Below are 20,977 nucleotides of genomic sequence, written 5' to 3' on the forward strand. Positions count from 1 at the left end.
TCTTCTTGTCAGGTCCGGCGTTTCAGATCAGTCCGGCCAACAATACTACCAGCGTCAACGGGATCGACACCCAGCGCACCAGGGCCCGCCAGGCACGGAAACCGTTGGGGCCGGCATCCAGCGCCCGCAGGGTGGCCTCCTCGGGCATCACCCAGGCGGCGAAGATGGCGATCAAGAGCCCGCCCAGCGGCAGGAAGATCTCCGGCGGAATGGTGCTGACCAGTTCGAAGGGATTCATGCCGAACAGCACCCGGGTCTCGGCCAGGCTCGAGAAGGAGAGCACCGAGAGCATCCCCAGTCCCCAGACCGCCAGGCCCACCACGGCCGCCGCCGGCCCCCGCCGCAGGCCCCAGCCCTGCAGGGTGGCGACCATGGGCTCGGCCAGGTTGATCGAGGAGGTCCAGGTGGCCAGCAGCAGCAGCAGAAAGAACAGCGAGAGCCACAGCGGCCCCCCGGGGAGCTCGGCGAAGGCCACCGGCAGGGTGACGAACATCAGCCCCGGCCCCTCGCCGGGATCCATGCCCTGGGCGAACACCACCGAGAAGATGGCGATACCGGCCAGCAGGGCCACCGTCACGTCGAGCACCGCCACCGAGACGGCGGCCCGGGGCAGGCTCTGGTGGTCGGGCATGTAGGCGCCATAGGCCATCAGCGCACAGGCGCCCACCGCCAGGGTGAAGAAGGCGTGCCCCATGGCCTGCAGCATCACCATGGGCGTCACCGCCGAGAGGTCGGGCAGGAACAGCCAGGCCAGCGCCGGACCGAAGCCCTCGGTGGTGGCCGCGTAGCCCGCCAGCACCAGCAGCAGCAGGTAGAGCATCGGCATCAGCAGGTTGTTGAGCTTCTCCAGGCCCTTGGCCACCCCGGCAGCGACCACCAGCATGGTCATCATCAGGAAGAGGGTATGGTTGAAGGTCATGCGCCCGGGGTCGGCGAGGAAGGCATCGAAGCCGGCGCCGATCTCCGCCGCGCTGCGCCCCACGAAGTCACCGTTGACCGCGGCCACCAGGAATTCGATGGACCAGCCCGAGACCACCGAGTAGAAGGAGAGGATGCAGAACACGGTGAAGGCGCCGAACAGGCCCAGCCAGCGCCAGTGGCGACTCGCCCCGGCCTGACCGGCCAGATGGCCCAGCGACTGCATGGGGCTGCGGCGTCCGGCGCGGCCGATCAGGATCTCGGCCATCATCACCGGCAGCCCCAGCAGCAGCACGAAGGCCACGTAGAGCAGCAGGAAGGCGGCGCCACCGTTCTCCCCGGTGATGTAGGGGAAGCGCCAGATGTTGCCCAGCCCCACCGCCGCCCCGGTCACTGCCAGGATGAAGGCGCGCCTCGTGCTCCAGCGCTCCAGCGTCTCGTTCATGGGTCCACTCCGCGAGCCTGAAAAGGGCGCAAGCCTAGCACATTGAAACCCGCCGCGGCCGCCCGCATCTAAGACCCATTCTCCCGTCCCGACCCGAGGTGTGCATGTCCCGCAATCCGCTGCTCGAACCCCATGAACTGCCCCCCTTCGATGCCATCCGGCCCGAGCACGTGGTGCCGGCCATCGAGGCGCTGCTGGCGGAAAACCGCACGGCCATCGAGGCGCTCGTCGCGGGCGCCGACGCCACCGCCCCGAGCTGGGACAGCCTGGCCGCCCCGCTGGAGGCCCTCAACGACCGACTGGCGCGGGCCTGGTCGCCGGTCTCGCACCTCAACGGCACCATGAACAACCCCGAGCTGCGCGAGGCCTACCAGGCCTGCCTGGGCAAGCTCTCCGACTACAGCACCTGGCTCGGCCAGCACGAGGGGCTCTTCCGGGCCTGGCAGGCGCTGCGCGACGGCCCCGCCTGGCAGACCCTCGACGAGGGCCAGGGTCGCACCGTGGAGAATGCGCTGCGCGACTTCCGCCTGGCCGGCGTGGACCTTCCCGCCGGGAAGAAGCGGCGCTACGGCGAGATCAAGTCGAGGCTCTCCGAGCTCTCCAACACCTTCTCCAACCAGTTGCTGGACGCCACCCAGGCCTGGCACCTGGACCTCGCCGACGAGGCCCGCCTCGCCGGCCTGCCCGAGAGCGCCCTGGCCAGCCTGCGGGCCAATGCCGAGGCCAAGGGCCTGGCCGGCTACCGCATCACCCTGGACTTTCCCAGCTTCTTCCCGGTGATGACCTACGCCGAGGACCGCGAGCTGCGTCGCGAGGTCTACACCGCCTTCGTCACCCGCGCCTCCGACCAGGGCCCCAACGCCGGCGAGTACGACAACGCCCCGGTGATGGAGGAGATCCTCGCGCTGCGCCACGAGCTGGCCGAGCTGCTGGGCTTCAGCGACTACGCCGACTACTCGCTCTCCACCAAGATGGCCGAGTCACCCGACCAGGTGGTCACCTTCCTCGAGGACCTGGCCGCACGCGCGGTACCCCAGGCCCGCGAGGAGTACGCGGAGCTCGCGGCCTATGCCCGCGACGAGCTGGGCATGGAGGCGCTCGCGCCCTGGGACGTGGGCTTCGCCAGCGAGAAGCTGCGCGAGGCGCGCCATGCCATCTCCGACGAGCAGCTGCGCCCCTACTTCCCCGCCCCGCGGGTGGTCGACGGCCTCTTCCGGGTGGTCGAGCGCCTCTACGGCGTCACCTTCGCCGAGGACGAGACGGCGCCGCGCTACCACCCCGACGTGCGCTACTTTCGCATTCTGGAGCAGGGCGCGCCCATCGCCGGCTTCTACCTCGACCTCTATGCCCGCGAGGGCAAGCGCGGCGGCGCCTGGATGGACGAGTGCCGGGTCCGCCGCCTCGAGGGCGACGCGGTGCAGCTGCCGGTGGCCTACCTGACCTGCAACTTCACCCGCCCGGTGGGCGACACCCCGGCCCTGCTGACCCACGACGAGGTCACCACCCTCTTCCACGAGTTCGGCCACGGCCTGCACCACATGCTGACTCGCCAGACCGTCGCCGACATCTCCGGCATCAACGGCGTGGCCTGGGACGCGGTGGAGCTGCCCAGCCAGTTCATGGAGAACTTCTGCTGGGAACGCGAGGGGCTCGACCTGATCGCCGGCCACGTGGAGACCGGCGCCCCGCTGCCCGAGACGCTCTTCGAGCGGCTGCTGTCGGCCAAGAACTTCCAGTCCGCCATGGGCATGGTGCGCCAGCTGGAGTTCTCGCTGTTCGACTTCCGCCTGCACCGCGAGCTCGCCGCCCCGAGCGCCACCGATATCCAGGCCCTGCTCGACGCGGTGCGCGACGTCGTCGCCGTGGTGCCGCGGGCCGACTTCAACCGCTTCCAGAACGGCTTCGGCCACATCTTCGCCGGCGGCTATGCGGCGGGCTACTACAGCTACAAGTGGGCCGAGGTGCTCTCCGCGGATGCCTGGAGCGCCTTCGAGGAAGCCGGTATCTTCGACCCCGAGACCGGTCGGCGCTTCCGCACCGAGATCCTCGAGCGCGGTGGCTCCCGCGACGCCGCCGAGCTGTTCCGCGCCTTCCGCGGCCGCGAACCCAGCGTCGAGCCGCTGCTGCGCCACAGCGGCATCCGTGCCGCCTGAGAAGGTTTTGCCGCCGAGCCCACTCGGCGGCCCATCGTGGAGATGACATGACCGTAACCAAACGCTTTATCGCCGGAGCCATCTGCCCGCGCTGCGCCGAGATGGACCGCATCCGCAGCTGGGAGCAGAACGGCATCCGCTACCGCGACTGCGTCAGCTGTGACTTCTTCGAGCAGTTGCCCATCGAGGACGAGGCAGAGCCGGAGCTCGAGACCCGGGTCAATCGCGAGCGCGAGGAGCAGGCGCGCAGCGACCTGCAGACCGTGAAGATCCTCGACCCGAAAGGGCACTGACACGCGTGGGCCAGGGAACGGCCGCCACCCCGCTGCCGCAGCGCCGCCTGCTCGAGCTGCTCGGGCTCGCGGCCGCGGCGGCGCTGCTGGTCGCGCGACTCGACCTGGCCACCCTGGCCGCCGGACTGGGGCTCTTCCTGTGGGGCATGACCCACCTGGAGGAGGCCATCAAGCGCCTCTCCGGCGGCACCCTGGACCGCTGGCTGCACGCCGCCACCCGCCGGACCTCGCGGGCCATCGCCGTGGGTGCCCTGGCGACCGCGCTGGTCCAGTCCAGTTCGCTGGTCACCCTGCTGGCCATGTCCTTCGTCGGCGCCGGCCTGGTCGCCCTGCCCGCCGCCATCGCCCTGCTCTTCGGCGCCAACCTCGGCACCACCACCGGCGCCTGGCTGATCGCCGGCTTCGGGCTCAAGGCCGACCTGGCCCACTACGCGATGCCACTGCTGGCGCTGGGGCTGCTGGGCTCGCGGCTGCTGCAGGGCAGCCGCGCCGGCATCGCCGGCCTGCTGCTCGGCATGGGCCTGCTGCTGCTGGGCATCGACTTCATGAAGCTGGGCTTCGAGACCTGGCAGGATGGCCTCACCCTGGACGGCCTGGCCGGCGAGCGCCTCTGGCACTGGCCGCTGCTGGTGCTCTTCGGGGTCATGGCCACCGTGGTGATGCAGTCGAGTCACGCCACCCTGCTGATCACCCTCACGGCGCTGGCCTCCGGCCAGCTGCCCTACCTGCCGGCCCTGGCCATCGCCATCGGGGCCAACATCGGTACCACGGTGACCGCGGTGATCGGTGCCTTCGGCGCCAGCACGGCCGGCCGGCGCCTGGCCGGGGCCCACGTGATCTTCAACCTGGTCACGGCGGCCGTGGCCCTGGCGCTGCTGCTGCCGCTGGCCGGGCTGGTAGACCGGCTCGCCGCGCTGCTGGGCCTGGCGACCACCGCCTGGCCGCTCAAGCTGGCGCTCTTCCATACCCTCTTCAACGTCCTCGGCATCCTGCTGATGCTGCCCTGGATCCCCCGGCTGGCCGGCGGCCTGGAGCGGCTCTTCCCCGAGCCGGCAAGGCTTCCCCCGGCCCAGGCGCGCTACCTGGATGCCAACGCCCTGCAGCACGCCGACACGGCCCTCGCCGCCATCGAGCAGGAGTGCCGACGGCTCGACCGCCGCACCTACCACCTGCTCGCCTCGGCCATCCTGGTGCCCAGCGCCGAGGCGATCGGCCACCCGCCCGACCGGGCCGTGATCGAGGCGCCCATCATCCCCGAGGAGTGGCCGCTGGTGAACGTGCGCTACCACGAGCAGATCAAGCCGCTGATGGCGGAGATCCTCGACTTCTACTCGCGCATCGACACGCCCCTCACCGCGGCCCAGGAGGCCCGCCTGGAGGCCCTCTATGCTCGCACCCTACGCCTGGTCGAGGCGGTGCGCTTCGGCGAGGTGCTGCAGCGCAGCCTGCTGCGCCACGCCGCGCCGACGAGTCCGCTGCGCGAGGCCCACGATGACCTGCGCATGGCCCTCGCCGAGGGCCTCAACCGCCTGGCCAACGCCCCGGGTGCCCGCGACATCGAGGCGCCCCTGGAGGAGGTTCGCCGCCGCTGGCAGCACGAACTGGCCGAGCGGCTGCGCCAGCATCGTCTGGATCCCTGGCTCGCCTCCTCGCTGATGAACGACCTCCACCAGGCCAGCCGCCTGACGGCCGCCCTGAGTGCGCCACTCGTCGCCGACGCCTGACGGCCCGCCCCCGACGCGACAGCCTGTGCGGAAATCCGCACACCGCAAGGCCCGCCCCGTGCGGGATCCCGGCCCCGCCCTGCCAAGGCTGCCTCGACCAAGGTCGAATGAAATCTTCACAAACATTTGAAATTACTGATATTTTAACGAAAAGGCATGGCCATTGCTTACTGATGGGCGTTGATGCCACCCCGGCCTGGCTCACGGCAGGCCCCGCAACCGGTGACCATACTGGGATGGCATGCAGCCCCGGGGCACGACGGCCCGGGCAGATGACAAGAGCACAACCGCATACAGGAGACACGCCATGCGCAACGCAACCTCACGGATCCTCGCCGGCACCCTCGCCGGCTCCCTGCTGGTCGCCGCCTCGGCCTCGGCCTCGGCCCAGTCCGACCGCAGCGACTGGCCCGAGAGCTTCACCGTGGGCACCGCCAGCCAGGGCGGCACCTACTTCGTCTACGGCTCCGGCTGGGCCAACCTGATCGCCGACGAGTTGGACATCTCCGGCGGGGGCGAGGTCACCGGCGGGCCGACCCAGAACATGGCGCTGGTCCATGGCGGCGACGTCGCCATGGGCCTGACCACCATGGGACCGGCCGCCGAGGCGCTGGCCGGCGAGAGCCCGCTGGCCCCCGGCGTGCCCATGGACAATGTCTGTGCCCTGTTCCCGATGTACGAGACGCCCTTCTCGATCACGGCGCTGGAGGACAGCGGCATCGAGTCGATCTCCGACATCCCGGAGGGCGCCCGCATCGGCTTCGGCCCTTCGGCCTCCACCTCAGACACCTACTTCCCAGCCATGCTCGAGACCCTGGGCGTGGAGTTCGACCGCCGCAACGGTGGCTGGTCCGACCTGGGCGGCCAGTTGCAGGATGGCCTGATCGACGTCATCGCCTTCGCCGCCGGCATCCCGATTCCCGCCGTCAGCCAGCTAGAGGTGCAGACCGACGTCAACATCATCGAGTTCACCGAGGAGGAGCAGGCCAAGGTGCTGGAGGAGTTCCCGGTCTCCGAGTTCATGATCCCGGCCAGCACCTACGAGACCCTCGAGGAGGATGCCCGCGCCGTCTCCATGTGGAACTTCACCATCGCCGGCTGTGACCTGCCGGAGGACTTCGTCTACGAGGTCACCAAGCTGAGCATGGAGAACAACGACCGCATGCGTGACGTCCACCGCAGCGCCGCGACCAGCATCCCGGAGAACATCAAGTACAACACCGTGCTGCCGTTCCACCCGGGCGCCGTGCGCTGGTACGAGGAGAACGGCCACGAGATTCCGGACGACCTGAAGCTGTAAGCCGTTGACCTGATCGGCTGCCCCGCATCGCGCTGCATGAGCCCGATGCGGGGCAGCTCCTGTGCTCCTCCGCCATCCCCCCAAGGGTGTTCCCCATGTCCCATACCCCCGATTCTCGCCCCGACGACGAAGCGGCCGATACCGTCGTCGTCGAGGGTGTCGATGAAGAAGCCGTGGAGTCGAACCGTCGGCTCTATACCGGCTGGCAGTGGCTGCTCTTCGCTACCCTGGCCATCACCTACTCCGGCTTCCATCTGGTCTCGCTGAACGTCTATCCGATGGAGACCTGGTCGTTTCGCATCGTGCACATCGCCGGCGCACTGATTCTCGGCTACGGCCTCTATGCCGGCACCCGCTTCGCCGACGAGGACCAGCGCCGCTCTGCCGCCTGGCTCTCCTGGGTGAGCTACGCCATGCTCATCCCCGCCCTCTACGCCCTGGTGCGGGTGGTGATGATGTACCAGGCGATGAGCGCTGGCGCCATGCGCATCGCCCCGGAGATCGAGGCCTGGCACTTCGGCTATCCACTGATCCTCGCCACCACGGCCGGCATCCTGCTCGCCTGGAGCTATCGCCAGTTCCGCGACCGCCTCTCGCCGGCCGACCTGGTGCTGATGGTCTGCGCCCTGGCCGTGGCCGGCTACCTGCTGGTGATGTTCAACAGCCCGCTGCGCGCCTCCACCGGCACCTCCTTCGCGCCCATGGGCATCTCCTACGCGGCCATCGCCGGCTCGCTGCTGATCCTCGAGCTGACCCGCCGCGTCGCCGGCCTGGCGCTGGTGGTGATCTCCGCCATCTTCCTGCTCTACGTCTTCGCCGGCCCCTACCTGCCGGGCTTCCTCGGCTACCCCGGGCTCTCGGTGGGACGCTTCTTCAGCCAGGTCTACACCGACGCCGGCATCCTCGGGCCGACCACTGCGGTCTCCTCGACCTACATCATCCTGTTCATCATCTTCGCCGCCTTCCTGCAGGCCTCGAAGGTGGGCGACTACTTCGTCAACTTCGCCTTCGCCGCGGCCGGTCGGGCGCGTGGCGGCCCCGCCAAGGTGTCGATCTTCGCCTCCGGCCTGATGGGCATGATCAACGGCACCAGCGCCGGCAACGTGGTCTCCACCGGCTCGCTGACCATCCCGCTGATGAAGAAGGTGGGTTACCCGGCCCGCAGTGCCGGGGCGATCGAGGCCGCCGCCTCCACCGGCGGGCAGATCATGCCGCCGATCATGGGCGCGGGCGCCTTCATCATGGCCGAGATCACCGGCATTCCCTACACCGAGATCGCCGTGGCGGCGCTTATCCCCGCCATCCTCTACTTTCTCTCGATCTACTGCATGGTGGACTTCGAGGCGGCCCGCAAGGGCATGCGCGGCATGCGCAAGGACGAGATCCCGCTGTTCTCGAAGCTGATCAAGCAGGTCTACCTGTTCGCGCCGATCATCATCCTCATCGCCGCGCTGTTCATGGGCTACTCGGTGATCCGCGCCGGCACCCTGGCCACCGCCTCGGCGGCCGTGGTGAGCTGGTTCTCGCCCCACAAGATGGGCATCCCCGCCATCCTCAAGGCCCTGCAGCTGGCCGGCACCATGGCCATCCAGATCATCGCCGTGTGCGCCTGCGCCGGCCTGATCGTGGGGGTGATCTCGCTGACCGGGGTCGGCGCACGCTTCTCCTCGCTGCTGCTCGGCCTGGCCGGCGTCAGCCAGCTGCTGGCGCTGTTCTTCGCCATGTGCATCTCGATCCTGCTGGGCATGGGCATGCCGACCACCGCCGCCTACGCGGTGGCCGCCTCGGTGGTTGCGCCGGGTCTGATCAACATCGGCATCCAGCCGCTGGTGGCGCACTTCTTCGTGTTCTACTTCGCGGTGGTCTCGGCGATCACCCCTCCGGTGGCGCTGGCCTCCTATGCGGCGGCGGGCATCTCCGGCGACAACGCCATGGGCACCTCGGTGGCCTCGTTCAAGATCGGCCTGGCGGCCTTCATCGTGCCCTTCATGTTCTTCTACAGCCCGGCCATGCTGATGGAGGGCAGCTGGATGCAGATCCTGCGCGTGGGCGTGACCGCCACCCTGGGCATCGTGCTGCTGGCGGCCACCGTCCAGGCCTGGTTCTTCGGGCCGGTCAAGGCCTGGCAGCGCCTGGTGATGCTGCTCGGGGCGCTGTGCATGATCTACGGCGGCATCTATTCCGACATCGCGGGCCTCGCCATCGGCACGCTGATGTTCATGATGCAGCGCGGCCGCCACGGCGGCGGGGGCAAGGCCGTCAGTGCCGGCTGAGCGTGACCCTCCCCTGAAACGCAACGGGCCCCGCCAATGGCGGGGCCCGTTGCGTTGCGGCGGGGGGAGTGTCAGCCGGTGATATTGTCGAGGATGCGCAGGCAGGGGGTCGCCTGGTTCAAGGTATAGAAGTGCAAGCCCGGGGCCCCGCCGTCGAGCAGCCGCTGGCAGAGCCGCGACACCACCTCCTCGCCGAAGGCGCCGATGGCCTCGCTGTCGTCACCATAGCTCTCGAGCTGCTTGCGGATCCAGCGCGGGATCTCGGCCCCGCAGGCGTCCGAGAAGCGCGCCAGCTTGGTGTAGTTGGTGATCGGCATGATGCCGGGCACGATGGGGGCCTCGACGCCCAGCGCTCGCGCGCGGTCGACGAAGTGGAAATAGGCCTCGGCACTGAAGAAGTATTGGGTGATGGCGAGGTCGGCCCCGGCCTTCATCTTGCGGGCGAAGTTGGCCAGGTCCTGCTCGAGGTTCGCGGCCTGGGGATGGGACTCCGGGTAGGCGGCCACGGCGACCTCGAAATGGTCGCCGGTCTCCTCGCGGATGAACTCGACCAGCTCGTTGGCGTAACGCAGCTGGCCGTAGCCGCCCCCGCCCATGCCGGAGGGCATGTCACCGCGCAGGGCCACCAGGCTGTCGATGCCCTCCTCCCGGTAGCGCGAGAGCAGCTCGCGCAACGCGCCCTTGTCGCTGCCGATGCAGGAGAGGTGCGGCGCGGTGGTGAAGCCGGACTCGCGCACCATCCGCACGGTGTTCAGGGTGCGGTCCTGGGTGGAGCCACCGGCACCGTAGGTGACCGAGAAGAAGCGCGGCCCGCGGCTGGCCAGGGCATCGCGAACGCCGACCAGCTTCTCCCGACCGGCGTCGGTGTTGGGCGGGAAGAACTCGAAGCTGATCCCCAGCGGGTGTTCCTGCGTGCTCATCGGCTTACCTCATGAAAATGATGCATATTGCGGCTATTCTGACGGCTGGTCTGGCTGCAGACCAATGAAAGATACGCGACGCTGCATCAATCCTGTTCATGCAGAGGCGGTCACACGGCCGCCATGACCCAGGGAAGGACATGACCCCGATCGACCCCGGCACCCTGTTGGGTCCCCTGTGGACCCTGCTCGCCTATGTCGGCCTCGGCTGGCTCGCCGCCCGCCGGCTGGCGGTGGACCCGCGCCCCGTCGCCACCCTGCTGATCTACCTGGTCGCCCCGCTGACCTTCTTCCGTGGCCTGATCCAGGGCGGGCCCACGCCCGGCTACCTGCTGCTGACCGCGGCGCTGTTCGCGGTGGCCAGCCTGATCGCGGTGGTCGTCCACCGGCTGGCAAGGCACGGCTTCGCCCCCCAGGAGACCGCCCTGCTGGCCTTCTCCTCCGGCACCGGCAACACCGGCTACTTCGGCCTGCCGGTGGCCCTGGTGCTGCTGCCGCCCCAGGGGGTGACGCTCTACCTCTTCTGCGTGCTGGGCGTGACCCTCTACGAGTTCACGGTGGGCTTCTACTTGAGCGCCCGGGGACAGTTCTCGGTACGCCAGAGCCTGGTCAAGATCGTCCGGCTGCCGCTGGTCTACGCCTTCCTCGCCGCCCTGCTGGTGAGCGGCCTGGGCATCGGGGTGCCGGACGCGGTGATGCAGGGGCTGGCCGCCTTCCCGGCGACCTATACCCTGCTCGGCATGATGATCATCGGCATGACCCTGGGACGGGTCAGCGTGCGGGAGTTCGACCTGCGCTTCATCGGCGCCTGTGTGGCGATCCGCTACGGCCTCTGGCCGCTGCTTTCGCTGGCCACGGTGCTGGGCCTGCAGGCGCTCTTCCCGCTGTCGGGGGAGCTGGCCCTGGCGCTGCTGCTGATCGGCGTGGTGCCCATGGCCGCCAACGTGGTGGTGGTGGCCATGGAGCTCGGCATCGCCCCCGAGAAGGGCGCCCTGGCGGTGCTGATCACCACCCTGGCCGCGCCCCTGCTGATCCCCCTCTACTTGGGGCTGATGATGCCACTGGCCGGCATCCGGTAACGACGACCACCCCCCTCGGCGGGCTTGCAGCCGGCCCTCATCGGGCTAGCCTTAGGGAAGAGTCGTCTCACGAGGAGCCGCCCATGCCAAGACGTCACTTCCTGCTGGCCTTGCTGGTCGGCGCCCTGCTGGTTCTGTCACCGGCCCTGGCCCACCACGGCTGGACCGGCGGCGAGACCATCGAACTCACTGGCACCATCACCGCGGTGCGCCTGGGCAATCCCCATGGCGAGGTGACCCTCGACGTGAAGGGTGAAGCCTGGACGGTCGAGGTCGGCCAGCCCTGGCGCAACACCCGCGCCGGCCTGGCGGAGGGCGACCTCGCCGAGGGCGTCGAGCTGCGCGTCTCCGGCGAGCACGCTGGCGAACGCCTGTTGAAGGCGGAGCAACTGTGGATCGGCGAGGAGCACCACGTGCTCTACCCCGATCGCATCTGAGCGCCGGGGGTGGAAGCCCTGCTGACCTGGCTGGCCGGAACCCCGCTGGCCGAATGGATGCGCCTGTCGCGCTGGGGCTATGCGACCGTCAATGCCCTGCACGTGCTGGGCGTGGCCCTGCTGGTCGGCGCCATTGCCGCCCTGGATCTGCGCCTGTTGGGCTGGCGGCGCCGCCTGCCCCTGGCCCCTCTCCGCCGGCTACTGCAGCCCGTGGCCATGGCCGGACTCAGCCTGGCGCTTGGCGCTGGGCTGATGCTCTTCCTTGCCGATCCGACCGGCTACGCGGCCATGCCGCTGTTCTGGCTGAAACTGTCGTTGATCGCCCTGGCCATTACCAACGCCCTGGCACTCAACCTAGGCCCAGGGGTCGAGCACGCCTCGCCTCGACGCCTGCGCCTCGCCGGCGGACTCTCACTACCGTTGTGGTTGGGGGCCTTGGCCTGCGGACGCTTTCTCGCCTTCGTCTAGGACTCAGTAGCGATAGGCGTCCGGCTTGTAGGGCCCGTCGACGGCGACGCCGGTGTAGTCGGCCTGCTCCTCGGTCATGCGGGTGACCACCCCACCGAAACCCTGCACCATGTAGCGGGCCACCTCCTCGTCGAGGTGCCGCGGCAGCACCGTCACGCCGAGGGCATCCCGCCGGTCGCCCTCGGGCAGCTCGGCGAAGCGGCCATCGAAGAGGTGGATCTGTGCCAGCACCTGGTTGGCGAAGGAGCCATCCATCACCCGGGAGGGATGGCCGGTGGCATTGCCCAGGTTCACCAGGCGGCCCTCGGAGAGCAGGATCAGGTAGTCGCGACTGTCGGGGTCGAATGTTCCCGGCTTGCTGTCACGGTAGATCTGGTGCACCTGGGGCTTCACCTCCTCCCAGTGCCAGTGGCGACGCATGTAGGCGGTGTCGATCTCGCTGTCGAAGTGGCCGATGTTGCAGACCACGGCGCCAGGCTTGAGCCCCTGAAGCATGGCGGCGTCGCAGGCGTGGATGTTGCCGGTGGCGGTCACCACCAGGTCGATCCGCGAGAGCAGGTCCCGGTCGATGCTCTCCAGGCCGCGGTTGAGGCCCTCGCGGTAGGGCGAGACCACCTCGAAGCCATCCATGCAGGCCTGCATGGCGCAGATCGGGTCGATCTCCACGATGCGCACGATCATGCCCTCCTGGCGCAGCGAGGCGGCCGAGCCCTTGCCCACGTCACCATAGCCCACCACCAGCGCCTGCTTGCCCGCCAGCAGATGGTCGGTGGCGCGCTTGATGGCGTCGTTGAGCGAATGGCGGCAGCCGTACTTGTTGTCGTTCTTCGACTTGGTGACGGCATCGTTGACGTTGATCGCCGGCACCTTCAGCAGGCCGTCGCGCAGCATCTCCTGCAGGCGATGCACGCCGGTGGTGGTCTCCTCGGAGATGCCGTGGATGGCATCCAGCAGCTCGGGGCGCTTCTCGTGGAGCAGCGCCGTCAGGTCGCCGCCGTCATCCAGCACCAAATTGGGGGTCCAGCCGTCTGGGCCCTCCACCGTCTGCTCGATGCACCACCAGAACTCCTCCTCGCTCTCGCCCTTCCAGGCGAACACCGGGATGCCGGCGGCGGCGATGGCGGCCGCGGCGTGATCCTGGGTGGAGAAGATGTTGCATGACGACCAGCGCACGCTGGCCCCCAGATCGATCAGCGTCTCGATCAGCACCGCGGTCTGGATGGTCATGTGGATGCAGCCGGCGATACGCGCGCCGGCCAGCGGCTGCTCGCCGCGGTACTTGTCGCGGATCGTCATCAGCGCCGGCATCTCGGTCTCGGCGATGCGGATCTCGCGACGCCCCCAGTCGGCGAGGGAGAGATCGGCGACCTTGCAGTCGGTTGCCACGGGAGCGGAAACGGCGGGGTGGTTCATCGAGCGACACCTCTTCAAGACGAAACGCGTGATCCTCACTATAGGCAGTGAGCACAACCCCAGACAACCAACGCAGGCGGATGCCTGGCAGAGATCACGGCTCGAAGCCGTCGATGCCGGCCTCGCCGAGTCGTCGCGCCAGGGCCTGCATCTCGGGATGGGCGAAGAAGTCGACCTGCGCCTCGGCGCGCTCGGCTCCCACGCCGGGCAACGCCGTCCAATCGCGACGGCCATGGCCGGTCAGGGTCGCCCAGTCTGCCGGCAGGGCGGCCTCGACGCCGGGCGGCGCCCCCAGCGCCTGCAGCCAGCGGGGAAACGCTGCCGCCCGCGTGGCCGCGAAGGCGGCCACCAGGGCCCTGGCTCGGGCCTCGCCGATGCCGTGGGCGCGACGCAACGCCCGTTCGTCCAGGGCCAGCCAGTCCAGCAGGCCCGTGACCAGTCCGGCCTCGACCAGGGCGTGCCAGGTGCCCGGGCCCACGCCGGGCAGGTCGAGCCCCTGCGGGCCACCCAGCCAGGCGAGGCGCTCGAGGAACTGCGCCTCGCAGCCCGGCCGCGACCGGAAGCAGCTCAGGGCGTGGTAGTCCTCCGCCGCCGGCGGGGCGAGCGCCGGGCGCTCGACGGCTCGCCAGGCCACGCTCTCCAGCCGGGGAATCGTCAGGCCGGCCAGGGCGATCACCACCTGGTCGCCGGGGCGGATGTCGAGCGCTCGCCAGCGCGCCAGCGACCCCAGGCCGACCCGGCGGATCGTCCGGCCCTCCAGCGCGACGGGATGCAGGTGCAGCAGCGGGGTGATGCGTCCGGTACGCCCGATGCGGAACTCGACGCCGCGCACCTCCGCCAATACCTCCCGGGGCGGGTGCTTCCAGGCCGCGGCCCAGCCCGGCGGCTCGGCCCACCACTCCTTCCCGGGCGGTCGACGCCCCTGACGCAACACCACGCCATCGGTGGCGAAGGGCAGCGGGCCGCGGTACCAGCGCTCCCGCCAGCGGGCCACCTCTTCCAGGGTCTCTACCGGCCGGGTCAGGGCGACGGCCTCGCCGAAGCCCAGGCGTTCGAGCCCCTCGAGCCGCTCGTCCATCGCCGCCGGACCATCCGGCCAGTCCCAGACGAAGAGGCCGATGCGCCCTGCCGCCTCGGCCTCCAGGGCATCGCGGGCCAGCAGCCCGGCCACCGCGCTGCGGGCCCCGGCCGTACCTGCCTCGGCCTGGACGTGACCCGCCAGGCGCAGATGGAGCTCGCCCTGCAGGACCGCATCAATCTCCTCCGGGAGCCGCGCGGGAATCGCCGGGATGCGGCGTGCCGCCGGCGTCCAGTCCTGCCCATGACGGCCATCCCCTCGGCTGATCGCCCTCGCCAGGCGGCCCTGCGCGTAGGCGAGGGTCACCGCCACGCCGTCCACCTTGGGCTGCACCCAGGCGTCGTCGCGGCGCGCCAGCCAGTGGCGCACCGCGGCCTCGTCGGCGAGCTTGGCGAGCCCGGTCTGGGCAACGGGATGACGAACCGGGCCGGACGGCCGCGCGACGTCGGGCGCGCCACCCTCGAGCGCCCCGGGAAAGCAGCGCTGCCAGGCCGCGAGCCGCTCTCGCGCCTGGTCATAGACGCCATCGGAGACCAGCGACTCGCCCCGGCGGTAATAGGCGTCGTCCCACCCGGCCAGCCGCTCGTCCAGGGCAGCGAGCTCGCGTTCGGCCCGTTCCCCGGACCAGGCGGGACAGGCCATGGCCGGGGACGGGAAAAGCACGATGGAGAGGGCCAGCAGCCAGCCGGCCAGATGCCGGGACATCAGGGCAGCTCCCACGCAAGGTCTGCCCTGACCATAGCAACGGGCCCCACATGGCGCTGCCAGCGGGGCCCGTCATCGTCTGTAGGCGATCTCCTACAGCCCGGCGGCCTGGCGCAGGGCGTGGGCGCGGTCGGTCTTCTCCCAGGGGAAGGCCGTGAAGGTCTCGGTATGCGCCTGGCCCTGGGTGTCGGTCCAGCGGTAGCTCGTCTCGAAGGGCTCGCGACCGAAGTGGCCGTAGGCCGCGGTGAGCTGGTACATGGGGTGCAGCAGGTCGAGCATGCGGGTGATGGCGTTGGGCCGCAGGTCGAAGTGCTCGCGCACCAGCGCGATGATGCGCGCGTCGTCCACCCGGCCGGTCCCGAAGGTGTTGACGGAGACCGAGGTGGGCTCGGCCACGCCGATGGCGTAGGAGACCTGGATCTCGCACTTGTCGGCCAGCCCCGCGGCGACCAGGTTCTTGGCCACGTAGCGGCCGGCATAGGCGGCGCTGCGGTCGACCTTGGAGGGATCCTTGCCGGAGAAGGCGCCGCCACCGTGCCGTGCGGTGCCGCCGTAGGTGTCGACGATGATCTTGCGCCCGGTCAGGCCGCAGTCGCCCACGGGGCCGCCGATCACGAACTTGCCGGTGGGATTGATATGGTACTTGGTGGTCGCGGTCAGCCACTCGGCGGGGATCACCTGCTCGATGATCTCGCGGCGCACCATCTTGCGCAGCTCGTCCTGGTCGATCTCCGGGTCGTGCTGGGTGGAGAGCACCACGGCATCCACGGCGCAGGGCTTGCCCGCCGCGTCGTAGCGGAAGGTCAGCTGGCTCTTGGCGTCGGGGCGCAGCCAGGGCAGCAGGCCGTGCTTGCGCAGCTCGGCCTGACGCTCCACCAGGCGGTGCGCGTAGTGGATCGGCGCCGGCATGTAGGAATCGGTCTCGTTGGTGGCGTAGCCAAACATCAGGCCCTGGTCGCCGGCACCCTGGTCCTCGGGTTTGTTGCGGTCGACCCCCTGGGCGATGTCCACGCTCTGCTTGCCGATCAGGTTGAGCACGCCACAGGTCTCGCCGTCGAAGCCGACGTCCGAGGAGGTATAGCCGATGCCGGTGATCACCTCGCGCACCAGCGCCTCGAGGTCGACCCAGGCCGAGGTGGTGATCTCGCCGGCGACGATGGCCACGCCGGTCTTGACCAGCGTCTCGCAGGCCACCCGGGCGTTCTTGTCGCGGGCGATGATGGCGTCGAGCACCGCATCGGAGATCTGGTCGGCGATCTTGTCCGGATGCCCCTCGGACACGGACTCGGAGGTGAACAGAGAGTATTCGCTCATGGCGTCCTCGGCCCTCTTCTTATCGGCAATAGGCAGTCGCGAAGTCTACACGCTGCGGCTCCCCCGGGCATCCACGATTTGATGCAGGGCGGCAAGTCGGCGACAATAGGCGCCCGAATTCGACCGCGCCGCCCCGTCCCGCGGCGTCACCCAGCCAGAAGTCACGTCCGGCCGCATCCCCCCTGGCCCGTTCGTGTCGTTGCCTATATTCTGCCGCAGGCGAGGAGCACACCATGCCGTCCCGTTTCGAACTGGCCAACGCCATACGCGCCCTGTCCATGGATGCCGTCCAGAAGGCCAACTCCGGCCATCCCGGCGCGCCCATGGGCATGGCCGACATCGCCGAGGTGCTGTGGAACGACTACCTCGTCCACAACCCGGCCGATCCGCACTGGCCTGACCGCGACCGCTTCGTGCTCTCCAACGGCCACGGCTCCATGCTGCTCTACTCCCTGCTGCACCTGACCGGCTACGAGCTCGGTCTCGAGGAGTTGCAGAACTTCCGCCAGCTGCACGCCAAGACCGCCGGCCACCCGGAATACGGCTACGCGCCGGGCATCGAGACCACCACCGGCCCGCTGGGCCAGGGCCTGGCCAATGCGGTGGGCATGGCGCTGGCCGAGCGCACCCTGGCGGCCCAGTTCAACCGCCCCGGCCACACCATCGTCGACCACCACACCTACTGCTTCGTCGGCGACGGCTGCCTGATGGAGGGCATCTCCCACGAGGTCGCCTCGCTGGCCGGTACCCAGCGGCTCGGCAAGCTGATCACCTTCTATGACGACAACGGCATCTCCATCGACGGCGAGGTCGAGGGCTGGTTCACCGACGACACCGCCAAGCGCTTCGAGGCCTACGGCTGGCACGTGGTGCCCAGCGTCGACGGCCACAAGCCCGAGGAGATCAAGGCCGCCATCGAGCTGGCCCGCAGCCACGACGACAAGCCCAGCCTGATCATCTGCAAGACCATCATCGGCTTCGGTGCGCCCAACAAGCAGGGCAAGGAGGAGTGCCACGGCGCCGCGCTCGGCGAGGACGAGGTCGCCGCCGCACGTCGCCAGCTCGACTGGCCCCATGCCCCCTTCCACGTGCCCGAGGAGATCTACCGCGGCTGGGACGCCACCGAGGCCGGCCAGGCCCGCCAGGACGCCTGGAAGGAACGCTTCGCGCGCTACGCCGAGGCCTTCCCGGAGCTGGCCCGGGAGTTCCAGCGCCGGATCAAGGGTGACCTGCCGACCAGCATCACCAGCGAGGCGATGATCGAGGCCGCCCAGGCCAGGGGCGACAGCGTAGCCAGCCGCAAGGCCTCCCTGGCCTGCCTCGACGAGCTGGGCCCCCAGATGCCCGAGCTGCTCGGCGGCAGTGCCGACCTGGCCCCCTCCAACCTGACCTTCTGGAAGGGCGCCCAGGCGATCAGCCCCGCCGAGCCGGGGGGCAACTACCTGCACTACGGCGTGCGCGAGTTCGGCATGGGCGCCATCATGAACGGCATAGTGCTGCACGGCGGCTTCGTGCCCTATGGCGCCACCTTCCTGATCTTCATGGAGTACATGCGCAACGCCGTGCGCATGGCGGCGCTGATGGGCAAGCAGGCCATCTACGTCTTCACCCACGACTCCATCGGCCTGGGCGAGGACGGCCCCACCCACCAGCCCATCGAGCAGCTGACCACCCTGCGCTCCACCCCCAACCTGGCCACCTGGCGCCCCTGCGACAGCGTGGAGACCGCCGCCGCCTGGGACGCCGCCATCAAGCGTCGCTCCGGCCCGACCGCCCTGGTCTTCTCCCGCCAGGGGCTGCCGCACCAGGCGCGCAGCAGGCAACAGTTGGCCGACATCCAGCGCGGTGGCTACGTCCTCAGGGACAGCGAGGGCAGCCCGGAGCTGATCCTGATCGCCACCGGCTCCGAGGTCGGCCTGGCCATGGACGCCGCGGCGCGGCTCGAGGAACAGGGGCGCGCGGTGCGCGTGGTCTCCATGCCCTCCACCGACCTCTTCGACCGCCAGGACGCCGAGTACCGCGAGCGGGTGCTGCCCCCCGCCGTCACCGCGCGCCTGGCCGTCGAGGCCGGCCATCGCGACTTCTGGTACAAGTACGTGGGCCTGAACGGCGCCATCGTCGGCATGACCACCTTCGGCGAGTCCGCCCCGGCAGGCGACCTGTTCAAGCACTTCGGCTTCACCGTGGACAACGTGGTCGCCGAGGCCTCCGCCCTGCTGGGCTGAGCCCGTGAGGCACGACCTCGTCCCGAACGCAGGCGGGCCCGGCAGATGCCGGGCCCGCCTGCGTTGATGGCCTCCATCGCCTCAGGCCAGGGTCACCTCCGGTGACAGGTAGACGTCCTGGATGGCGTTGAGCAGCTCGATGCCCTCGGCCGTGGGCTTCTGGAAGGCCTTGCGCCCGGAGATCAGCCCCATGCCACCGGCCCGCTTGTTGATCACCGCGGTGCGCACCGCCTCGGCGAGGTCGGAGGCGCCCTTGGAGCCGCCACCGGAATTGATCAGCCCGGCACGGCCCAGGTAGCAGTTGGCCACCTGGTAGCGCGCCAGGTCGATGGGGTTATCCGAGGTCAGCTCGTCATAGACCTTGGCATGGGTATGGCCGAAGCCGATGTCGCGGAAGCCGCCGTTGGTCTCGGGCAGCTTCTGCTTGACGATGTCGGCCTTGAGGGTCGCCGCCAGGTGGTTGGCCTGGCCGGTCAGGTCGGCGGCCACGTGGTAGTCGGTGCCATCCTTCTTGAAGTCCGGGTTGCGCAGGTAGGCCCAGAGCACCGTGACCATGCCCAGCTCGTGGGCGCGCTCGAAGGCCTCGCTGATCTCCATGATCTGGCGACGGCTCTCGTGGGAGCCGAAGTAGATGGTCGCGCCCACCGCCACGCAGCCCATCTCGAAGGCCTGCTCGACCTGGGCAAACAGCGTCTGGTCGTAGATCGCCGGGTAGCTCAGCGTCTCGTTGTGGTTGAGCTTGAGGATCATCGGGATCCGGTGGGCATAGCGCCGCGCCACGCTGGCCAGCCCGCCGAGGGTCGAGGCCACGGCGTTGCAGCCGCCCTCGATGGCCAGCTCGACGATGTTGGCCGGGTCGAAGTAGCGCGGGTTCGGCGCGAAGGAGGCCCCCGCCGAGTGCTCGATGCCCTGGTCCACCGGCAGGATGCTGAGATAGCCGGTGCCGGCCAGGCGACCGTGGTCGAACAGCGCCTGCATGCTGCGCAGCACGTTCGGGCGGCGGTCGCTCTGGGCCATCACCCGGTCGACGAAGTCAGGTCCGGGCGGGTGGATCGTCTCGGCGGGCACGCCGCGGCAGACGTGTCCCAGCAGGGTGTCGGCCTCGCTGCCCAGCAGCTTGGTGATATCGCTCATGTCGTTCCTCTCCTTGGTACCGGTGAATACGCTCTTCCCAGCGTAGGGGAAAACCGTACCGAGGGGAGGCCGCGCATGCAACGGGAGCGCCCGCGCTGGGCAGGCGCCCCCGGTCAGCGCAGGCTCAGGCCGCCTTGACCTCGATGCGCCGCCGGCGATGGGTCTCCTTGCGGGGCAGCACCAGCTCCACCACACCGTTGTCGATGCGCGCCTGGATGGCCTCGGCATCGATCTCGTGGCTCAGGGTGAAGCGCCGCGCGTAACGCTGTGCGCGGACCTCGGCATAGATCGCGGTCAGCCCCTCGGGCATCTCGAGGCGCACCTCGCCTTCCAGGCTCAGCACGTTGTTGTCCACCTCGATATGCAGCGACTCGCGGGTCACGCCGGGCATGTCGGCGACCAGGTGCAGGGCGTTGCCGTCCTCGAAGATATCCACCGGCGGCAGCAGGGTCTCCACCTCCGGCTCGCGGTCTGTAGGCACCTGCGGGGCATCACGTCGGGTCACATCGTTCATCTCGCTCACCTCCTCGGAAGTCCTCGAACACACGACCTGTCTCACTCTGCCTGGATCGCGATGCGCCGCGGCTTGAGCTCCTCGCGCTTGGGCAGCAGCACCTCGCACACCCCGTCGCGGAAGCGCGCCTCGGCCCGCTCGACGTCCAGGCCATCCGGCAGCGCCAGCGAGCGGCTGAACTCGCCACGGAAGCGCTCGCGGCGGAAGTCGGTGCGCGCTGACGCGTCCTCGTGCGCGGCCTCGGGTTCACGCCTGCCGGAGACGGTCAGCACGTTGTCCTGGAGGCTCACCTCCAGGTCATCTGCCGACAGGCCGGCGGCGAACACGTAGACCCGCACCGCATCGTCGGTGCGCCCTACGTTGATCATCGGGAAGCTGCCGCGGGGCACCGAGCGGATATCCGCGGCCCCGGCCTCGGGCAGCATCTCGTCCATCAGTTGCCGGAACCAGTCCAGGCCCTGGGACCGGCCGGTATCGAAACGCCTGAGATCTCCGAACATCACGAACACCTCCTACGCTGATTGACCTCGTGTGGTTGAGCGGGGGGACGCCTCTCGCGGCTGACATCGCCCCGGTAATCTGCA

17 protein-coding genes are annotated in these 20,977 nt (G+C 69.5%); 9 read left to right on the plus strand and 8 right to left on the minus strand.

The genetic code is table 11. From position 1 onward, the window contains the following. Nucleotides 1-22: 22 nt before the first annotated feature. A complete protein-coding gene (locus QLQ83_RS08020) occupies nucleotides 23-1,363 on the minus strand; it encodes a sodium-dependent transporter (protein ID WP_282734998.1) in 1,341 nt (446 codons plus the stop codon). 104 nt (nucleotides 1,364-1,467) lie between these two features. Here QLQ83_RS08020 and prlC point away from each other — a divergent pair, with 104 nt between their 5' ends. The 5 genes from prlC to QLQ83_RS08045 all read left to right on the plus strand — a co-directional run bounded on the left by prlC (nucleotide 1,468) and on the right by QLQ83_RS08045 (nucleotide 9,106). After that, nucleotides 1,468-3,516 (plus strand): oligopeptidase A, encoded by a 2,049-nt coding sequence (prlC, locus tag QLQ83_RS08025; RefSeq protein ID WP_282734999.1) that lies wholly within the window; start codon nucleotides 1,468-1,470, stop codon nucleotides 3,514-3,516. Between the two features lie 47 nt (nucleotides 3,517-3,563). Continuing rightward, nucleotides 3,564-3,809: a YheV family putative zinc ribbon protein gene (locus tag QLQ83_RS08030; RefSeq protein WP_282735000.1), complete on the plus strand. Its 246-nt coding sequence runs from the start codon at nucleotides 3,564-3,566 to the stop codon at nucleotides 3,807-3,809. A 5-nt stretch (nucleotides 3,810-3,814) separates the two neighbouring features. Then, the gene (locus QLQ83_RS08035) at nucleotides 3,815-5,533 is read left to right on the plus strand and encodes a Na/Pi cotransporter family protein (RefSeq protein ID WP_282735001.1); all 1,719 of its coding nucleotides are present in this window, start codon (nucleotides 3,815-3,817) and stop codon (nucleotides 5,531-5,533) included. A 307-nt stretch (nucleotides 5,534-5,840) separates the two neighbouring features. Beyond that, nucleotides 5,841-6,833, plus strand: coding sequence for a TAXI family TRAP transporter solute-binding subunit (locus QLQ83_RS08040; protein WP_282735002.1), 993 nt, complete (start codon nucleotides 5,841-5,843; stop codon nucleotides 6,831-6,833). Between the two features lie 95 nt (nucleotides 6,834-6,928). Then, nucleotides 6,929-9,106 (plus strand): TRAP transporter permease, encoded by a 2,178-nt coding sequence (locus tag QLQ83_RS08045; RefSeq protein WP_282735003.1) that lies wholly within the window; start codon nucleotides 6,929-6,931, stop codon nucleotides 9,104-9,106. A gap of 71 nt (nucleotides 9,107-9,177) precedes the next feature. On the opposite strand, the gene metF is transcribed toward QLQ83_RS08045, so the two are convergent. After that, complete coding sequence (gene metF, locus QLQ83_RS08050; RefSeq protein WP_282735004.1) at nucleotides 9,178-10,026, minus strand: methylenetetrahydrofolate reductase [NAD(P)H]; 849 nt, start codon at nucleotides 10,024-10,026, stop codon at nucleotides 9,178-9,180. Nucleotides 10,027-10,166: 140 nt separating this feature from the next. On the opposite strand from metF, the gene QLQ83_RS08055 reads away from it, so the two are divergent. The 3 genes from QLQ83_RS08055 (at nucleotide 10,167) to QLQ83_RS08065 (ending at nucleotide 12,010) form a co-directional block, all read left to right on the plus strand. After that, entirely contained in the window at nucleotides 10,167-11,105 is a 939-nt protein-coding gene (locus QLQ83_RS08055; RefSeq protein WP_282735005.1) for an AEC family transporter, read from the plus strand. A gap of 83 nt (nucleotides 11,106-11,188) precedes the next feature. After that, nucleotides 11,189-11,542 carry a DUF6152 family protein gene (locus QLQ83_RS08060; protein ID WP_282735006.1) on the plus strand — a complete coding sequence of 118 codons (354 nt, stop codon included), beginning with the start codon at nucleotides 11,189-11,191 and terminating at the stop codon, nucleotides 11,540-11,542. A 9-nt stretch (nucleotides 11,543-11,551) separates the two neighbouring features. Continuing rightward, the gene (locus QLQ83_RS08065) at nucleotides 11,552-12,010 is read left to right on the plus strand and encodes a hypothetical protein (RefSeq protein ID WP_282735007.1); all 459 of its coding nucleotides are present in this window, start codon (nucleotides 11,552-11,554) and stop codon (nucleotides 12,008-12,010) included. A gap of 3 nt (nucleotides 12,011-12,013) precedes the next feature. On the opposite strand, the gene ahcY is transcribed toward QLQ83_RS08065, so the two are convergent. From ahcY to metK, 3 genes are all read right to left on the minus strand, one after another. Next, the gene (gene ahcY, locus QLQ83_RS08070) at nucleotides 12,014-13,423 is read right to left on the minus strand and encodes an adenosylhomocysteinase (protein ID WP_282735008.1); all 1,410 of its coding nucleotides are present in this window, start codon (nucleotides 13,421-13,423) and stop codon (nucleotides 12,014-12,016) included. A 94-nt stretch (nucleotides 13,424-13,517) separates the two neighbouring features. Next, nucleotides 13,518-15,206 carry an NAD-dependent DNA ligase LigB gene (gene ligB / locus QLQ83_RS08075; protein ID WP_282735009.1) on the minus strand — a complete coding sequence of 563 codons (1,689 nt, stop codon included), beginning with the start codon at nucleotides 15,204-15,206 and terminating at the stop codon, nucleotides 13,518-13,520. A 93-nt stretch (nucleotides 15,207-15,299) separates the two neighbouring features. Continuing rightward, entirely contained in the window at nucleotides 15,300-16,520 is a 1,221-nt protein-coding gene (gene metK / locus QLQ83_RS08080; protein ID WP_282735010.1) for a methionine adenosyltransferase, read from the minus strand. Between the two features lie 233 nt (nucleotides 16,521-16,753). Between metK and tkt the strand changes: the two genes are divergently transcribed. Continuing rightward, nucleotides 16,754-18,745, plus strand: a complete 1,992-nt coding sequence (gene tkt, locus QLQ83_RS08085) for a transketolase (protein WP_282735011.1) — start codon at nucleotides 16,754-16,756, stop codon at nucleotides 18,743-18,745. Nucleotides 18,746-18,826: 81 nt separating this feature from the next. Here tkt and QLQ83_RS08090 read toward each other — a convergent pair whose 3' ends face one another. The 3 genes from QLQ83_RS08090 to QLQ83_RS08100 form a co-directional block, all read right to left on the minus strand. Then, a complete protein-coding gene (locus QLQ83_RS08090; protein ID WP_282735012.1) occupies nucleotides 18,827-19,879 on the minus strand; it encodes a class I fructose-bisphosphate aldolase in 1,053 nt (350 codons plus the stop codon). Between the two features lie 124 nt (nucleotides 19,880-20,003). Beyond that, complete coding sequence (locus QLQ83_RS08095; RefSeq protein WP_282735013.1) at nucleotides 20,004-20,393, minus strand: Hsp20/alpha crystallin family protein; 390 nt, start codon at nucleotides 20,391-20,393, stop codon at nucleotides 20,004-20,006. Between the two features lie 41 nt (nucleotides 20,394-20,434). After that, complete coding sequence (locus QLQ83_RS08100) at nucleotides 20,435-20,893, minus strand: Hsp20/alpha crystallin family protein (RefSeq protein ID WP_282735166.1); 459 nt, start codon at nucleotides 20,891-20,893, stop codon at nucleotides 20,435-20,437. Nucleotides 20,894-20,977 lie beyond the last annotated feature (84 nt).

This window comes from Halomonas rhizosphaerae, assembly GCF_030010555.1.
GTDB classification, from domain to species: domain Bacteria; phylum Pseudomonadota; class Gammaproteobacteria; order Pseudomonadales; family Halomonadaceae; genus Halomonas; species Halomonas rhizosphaerae.

Excerpts from the sequence above, each read along its gene's own strand:
- QLQ83_RS08020 (WP_282734998.1), bottom strand. The coding sequence starts at position 1,363 with ATGAACGAGACGCTGGAGCGCTGGAGCACGAGGCGCGCCTTCATCCTG.
- prlC (WP_282734999.1), top strand. The coding sequence starts at position 1,468 with ATGTCCCGCAATCCGCTGCTCGAACCCCATGAACTGCCCCCCTTCGAT.
- QLQ83_RS08030 (WP_282735000.1), top strand. The coding sequence starts at position 3,564 with ATGACCGTAACCAAACGCTTTATCGCCGGAGCCATCTGCCCGCGCTGC.
- QLQ83_RS08040 (WP_282735002.1), top strand. The coding sequence starts at position 5,841 with ATGCGCAACGCAACCTCACGGATCCTCGCCGGCACCCTCGCCGGCTCC.
- QLQ83_RS08045 (WP_282735003.1), top strand. The coding sequence starts at position 6,929 with ATGTCCCATACCCCCGATTCTCGCCCCGACGACGAAGCGGCCGATACC.
- metF (WP_282735004.1), bottom strand. The coding sequence starts at position 10,026 with ATGAGCACGCAGGAACACCCGCTGGGGATCAGCTTCGAGTTCTTCCCG.
- QLQ83_RS08055 (WP_282735005.1), top strand. The coding sequence starts at position 10,167 with ATGACCCCGATCGACCCCGGCACCCTGTTGGGTCCCCTGTGGACCCTG.
- QLQ83_RS08060 (WP_282735006.1), top strand. The coding sequence starts at position 11,189 with ATGCCAAGACGTCACTTCCTGCTGGCCTTGCTGGTCGGCGCCCTGCTG.
- ahcY (WP_282735008.1), bottom strand. The coding sequence starts at position 13,423 with ATGAACCACCCCGCCGTTTCCGCTCCCGTGGCAACCGACTGCAAGGTC.
- ligB (WP_282735009.1), bottom strand. The coding sequence starts at position 15,206 with ATGTCCCGGCATCTGGCCGGCTGGCTGCTGGCCCTCTCCATCGTGCTT.
- metK (WP_282735010.1), bottom strand. The coding sequence starts at position 16,520 with ATGAGCGAATACTCTCTGTTCACCTCCGAGTCCGTGTCCGAGGGGCAT.
- tkt (WP_282735011.1), top strand. The coding sequence starts at position 16,754 with ATGCCGTCCCGTTTCGAACTGGCCAACGCCATACGCGCCCTGTCCATG.
- QLQ83_RS08090 (WP_282735012.1), bottom strand. The coding sequence starts at position 19,879 with ATGAGCGATATCACCAAGCTGCTGGGCAGCGAGGCCGACACCCTGCTG.
- QLQ83_RS08095 (WP_282735013.1), bottom strand. The coding sequence starts at position 20,393 with ATGAACGATGTGACCCGACGTGATGCCCCGCAGGTGCCTACAGACCGC.
- QLQ83_RS08100 (WP_282735166.1), bottom strand. The coding sequence starts at position 20,893 with ATGTTCGGAGATCTCAGGCGTTTCGATACCGGCCGGTCCCAGGGCCTG.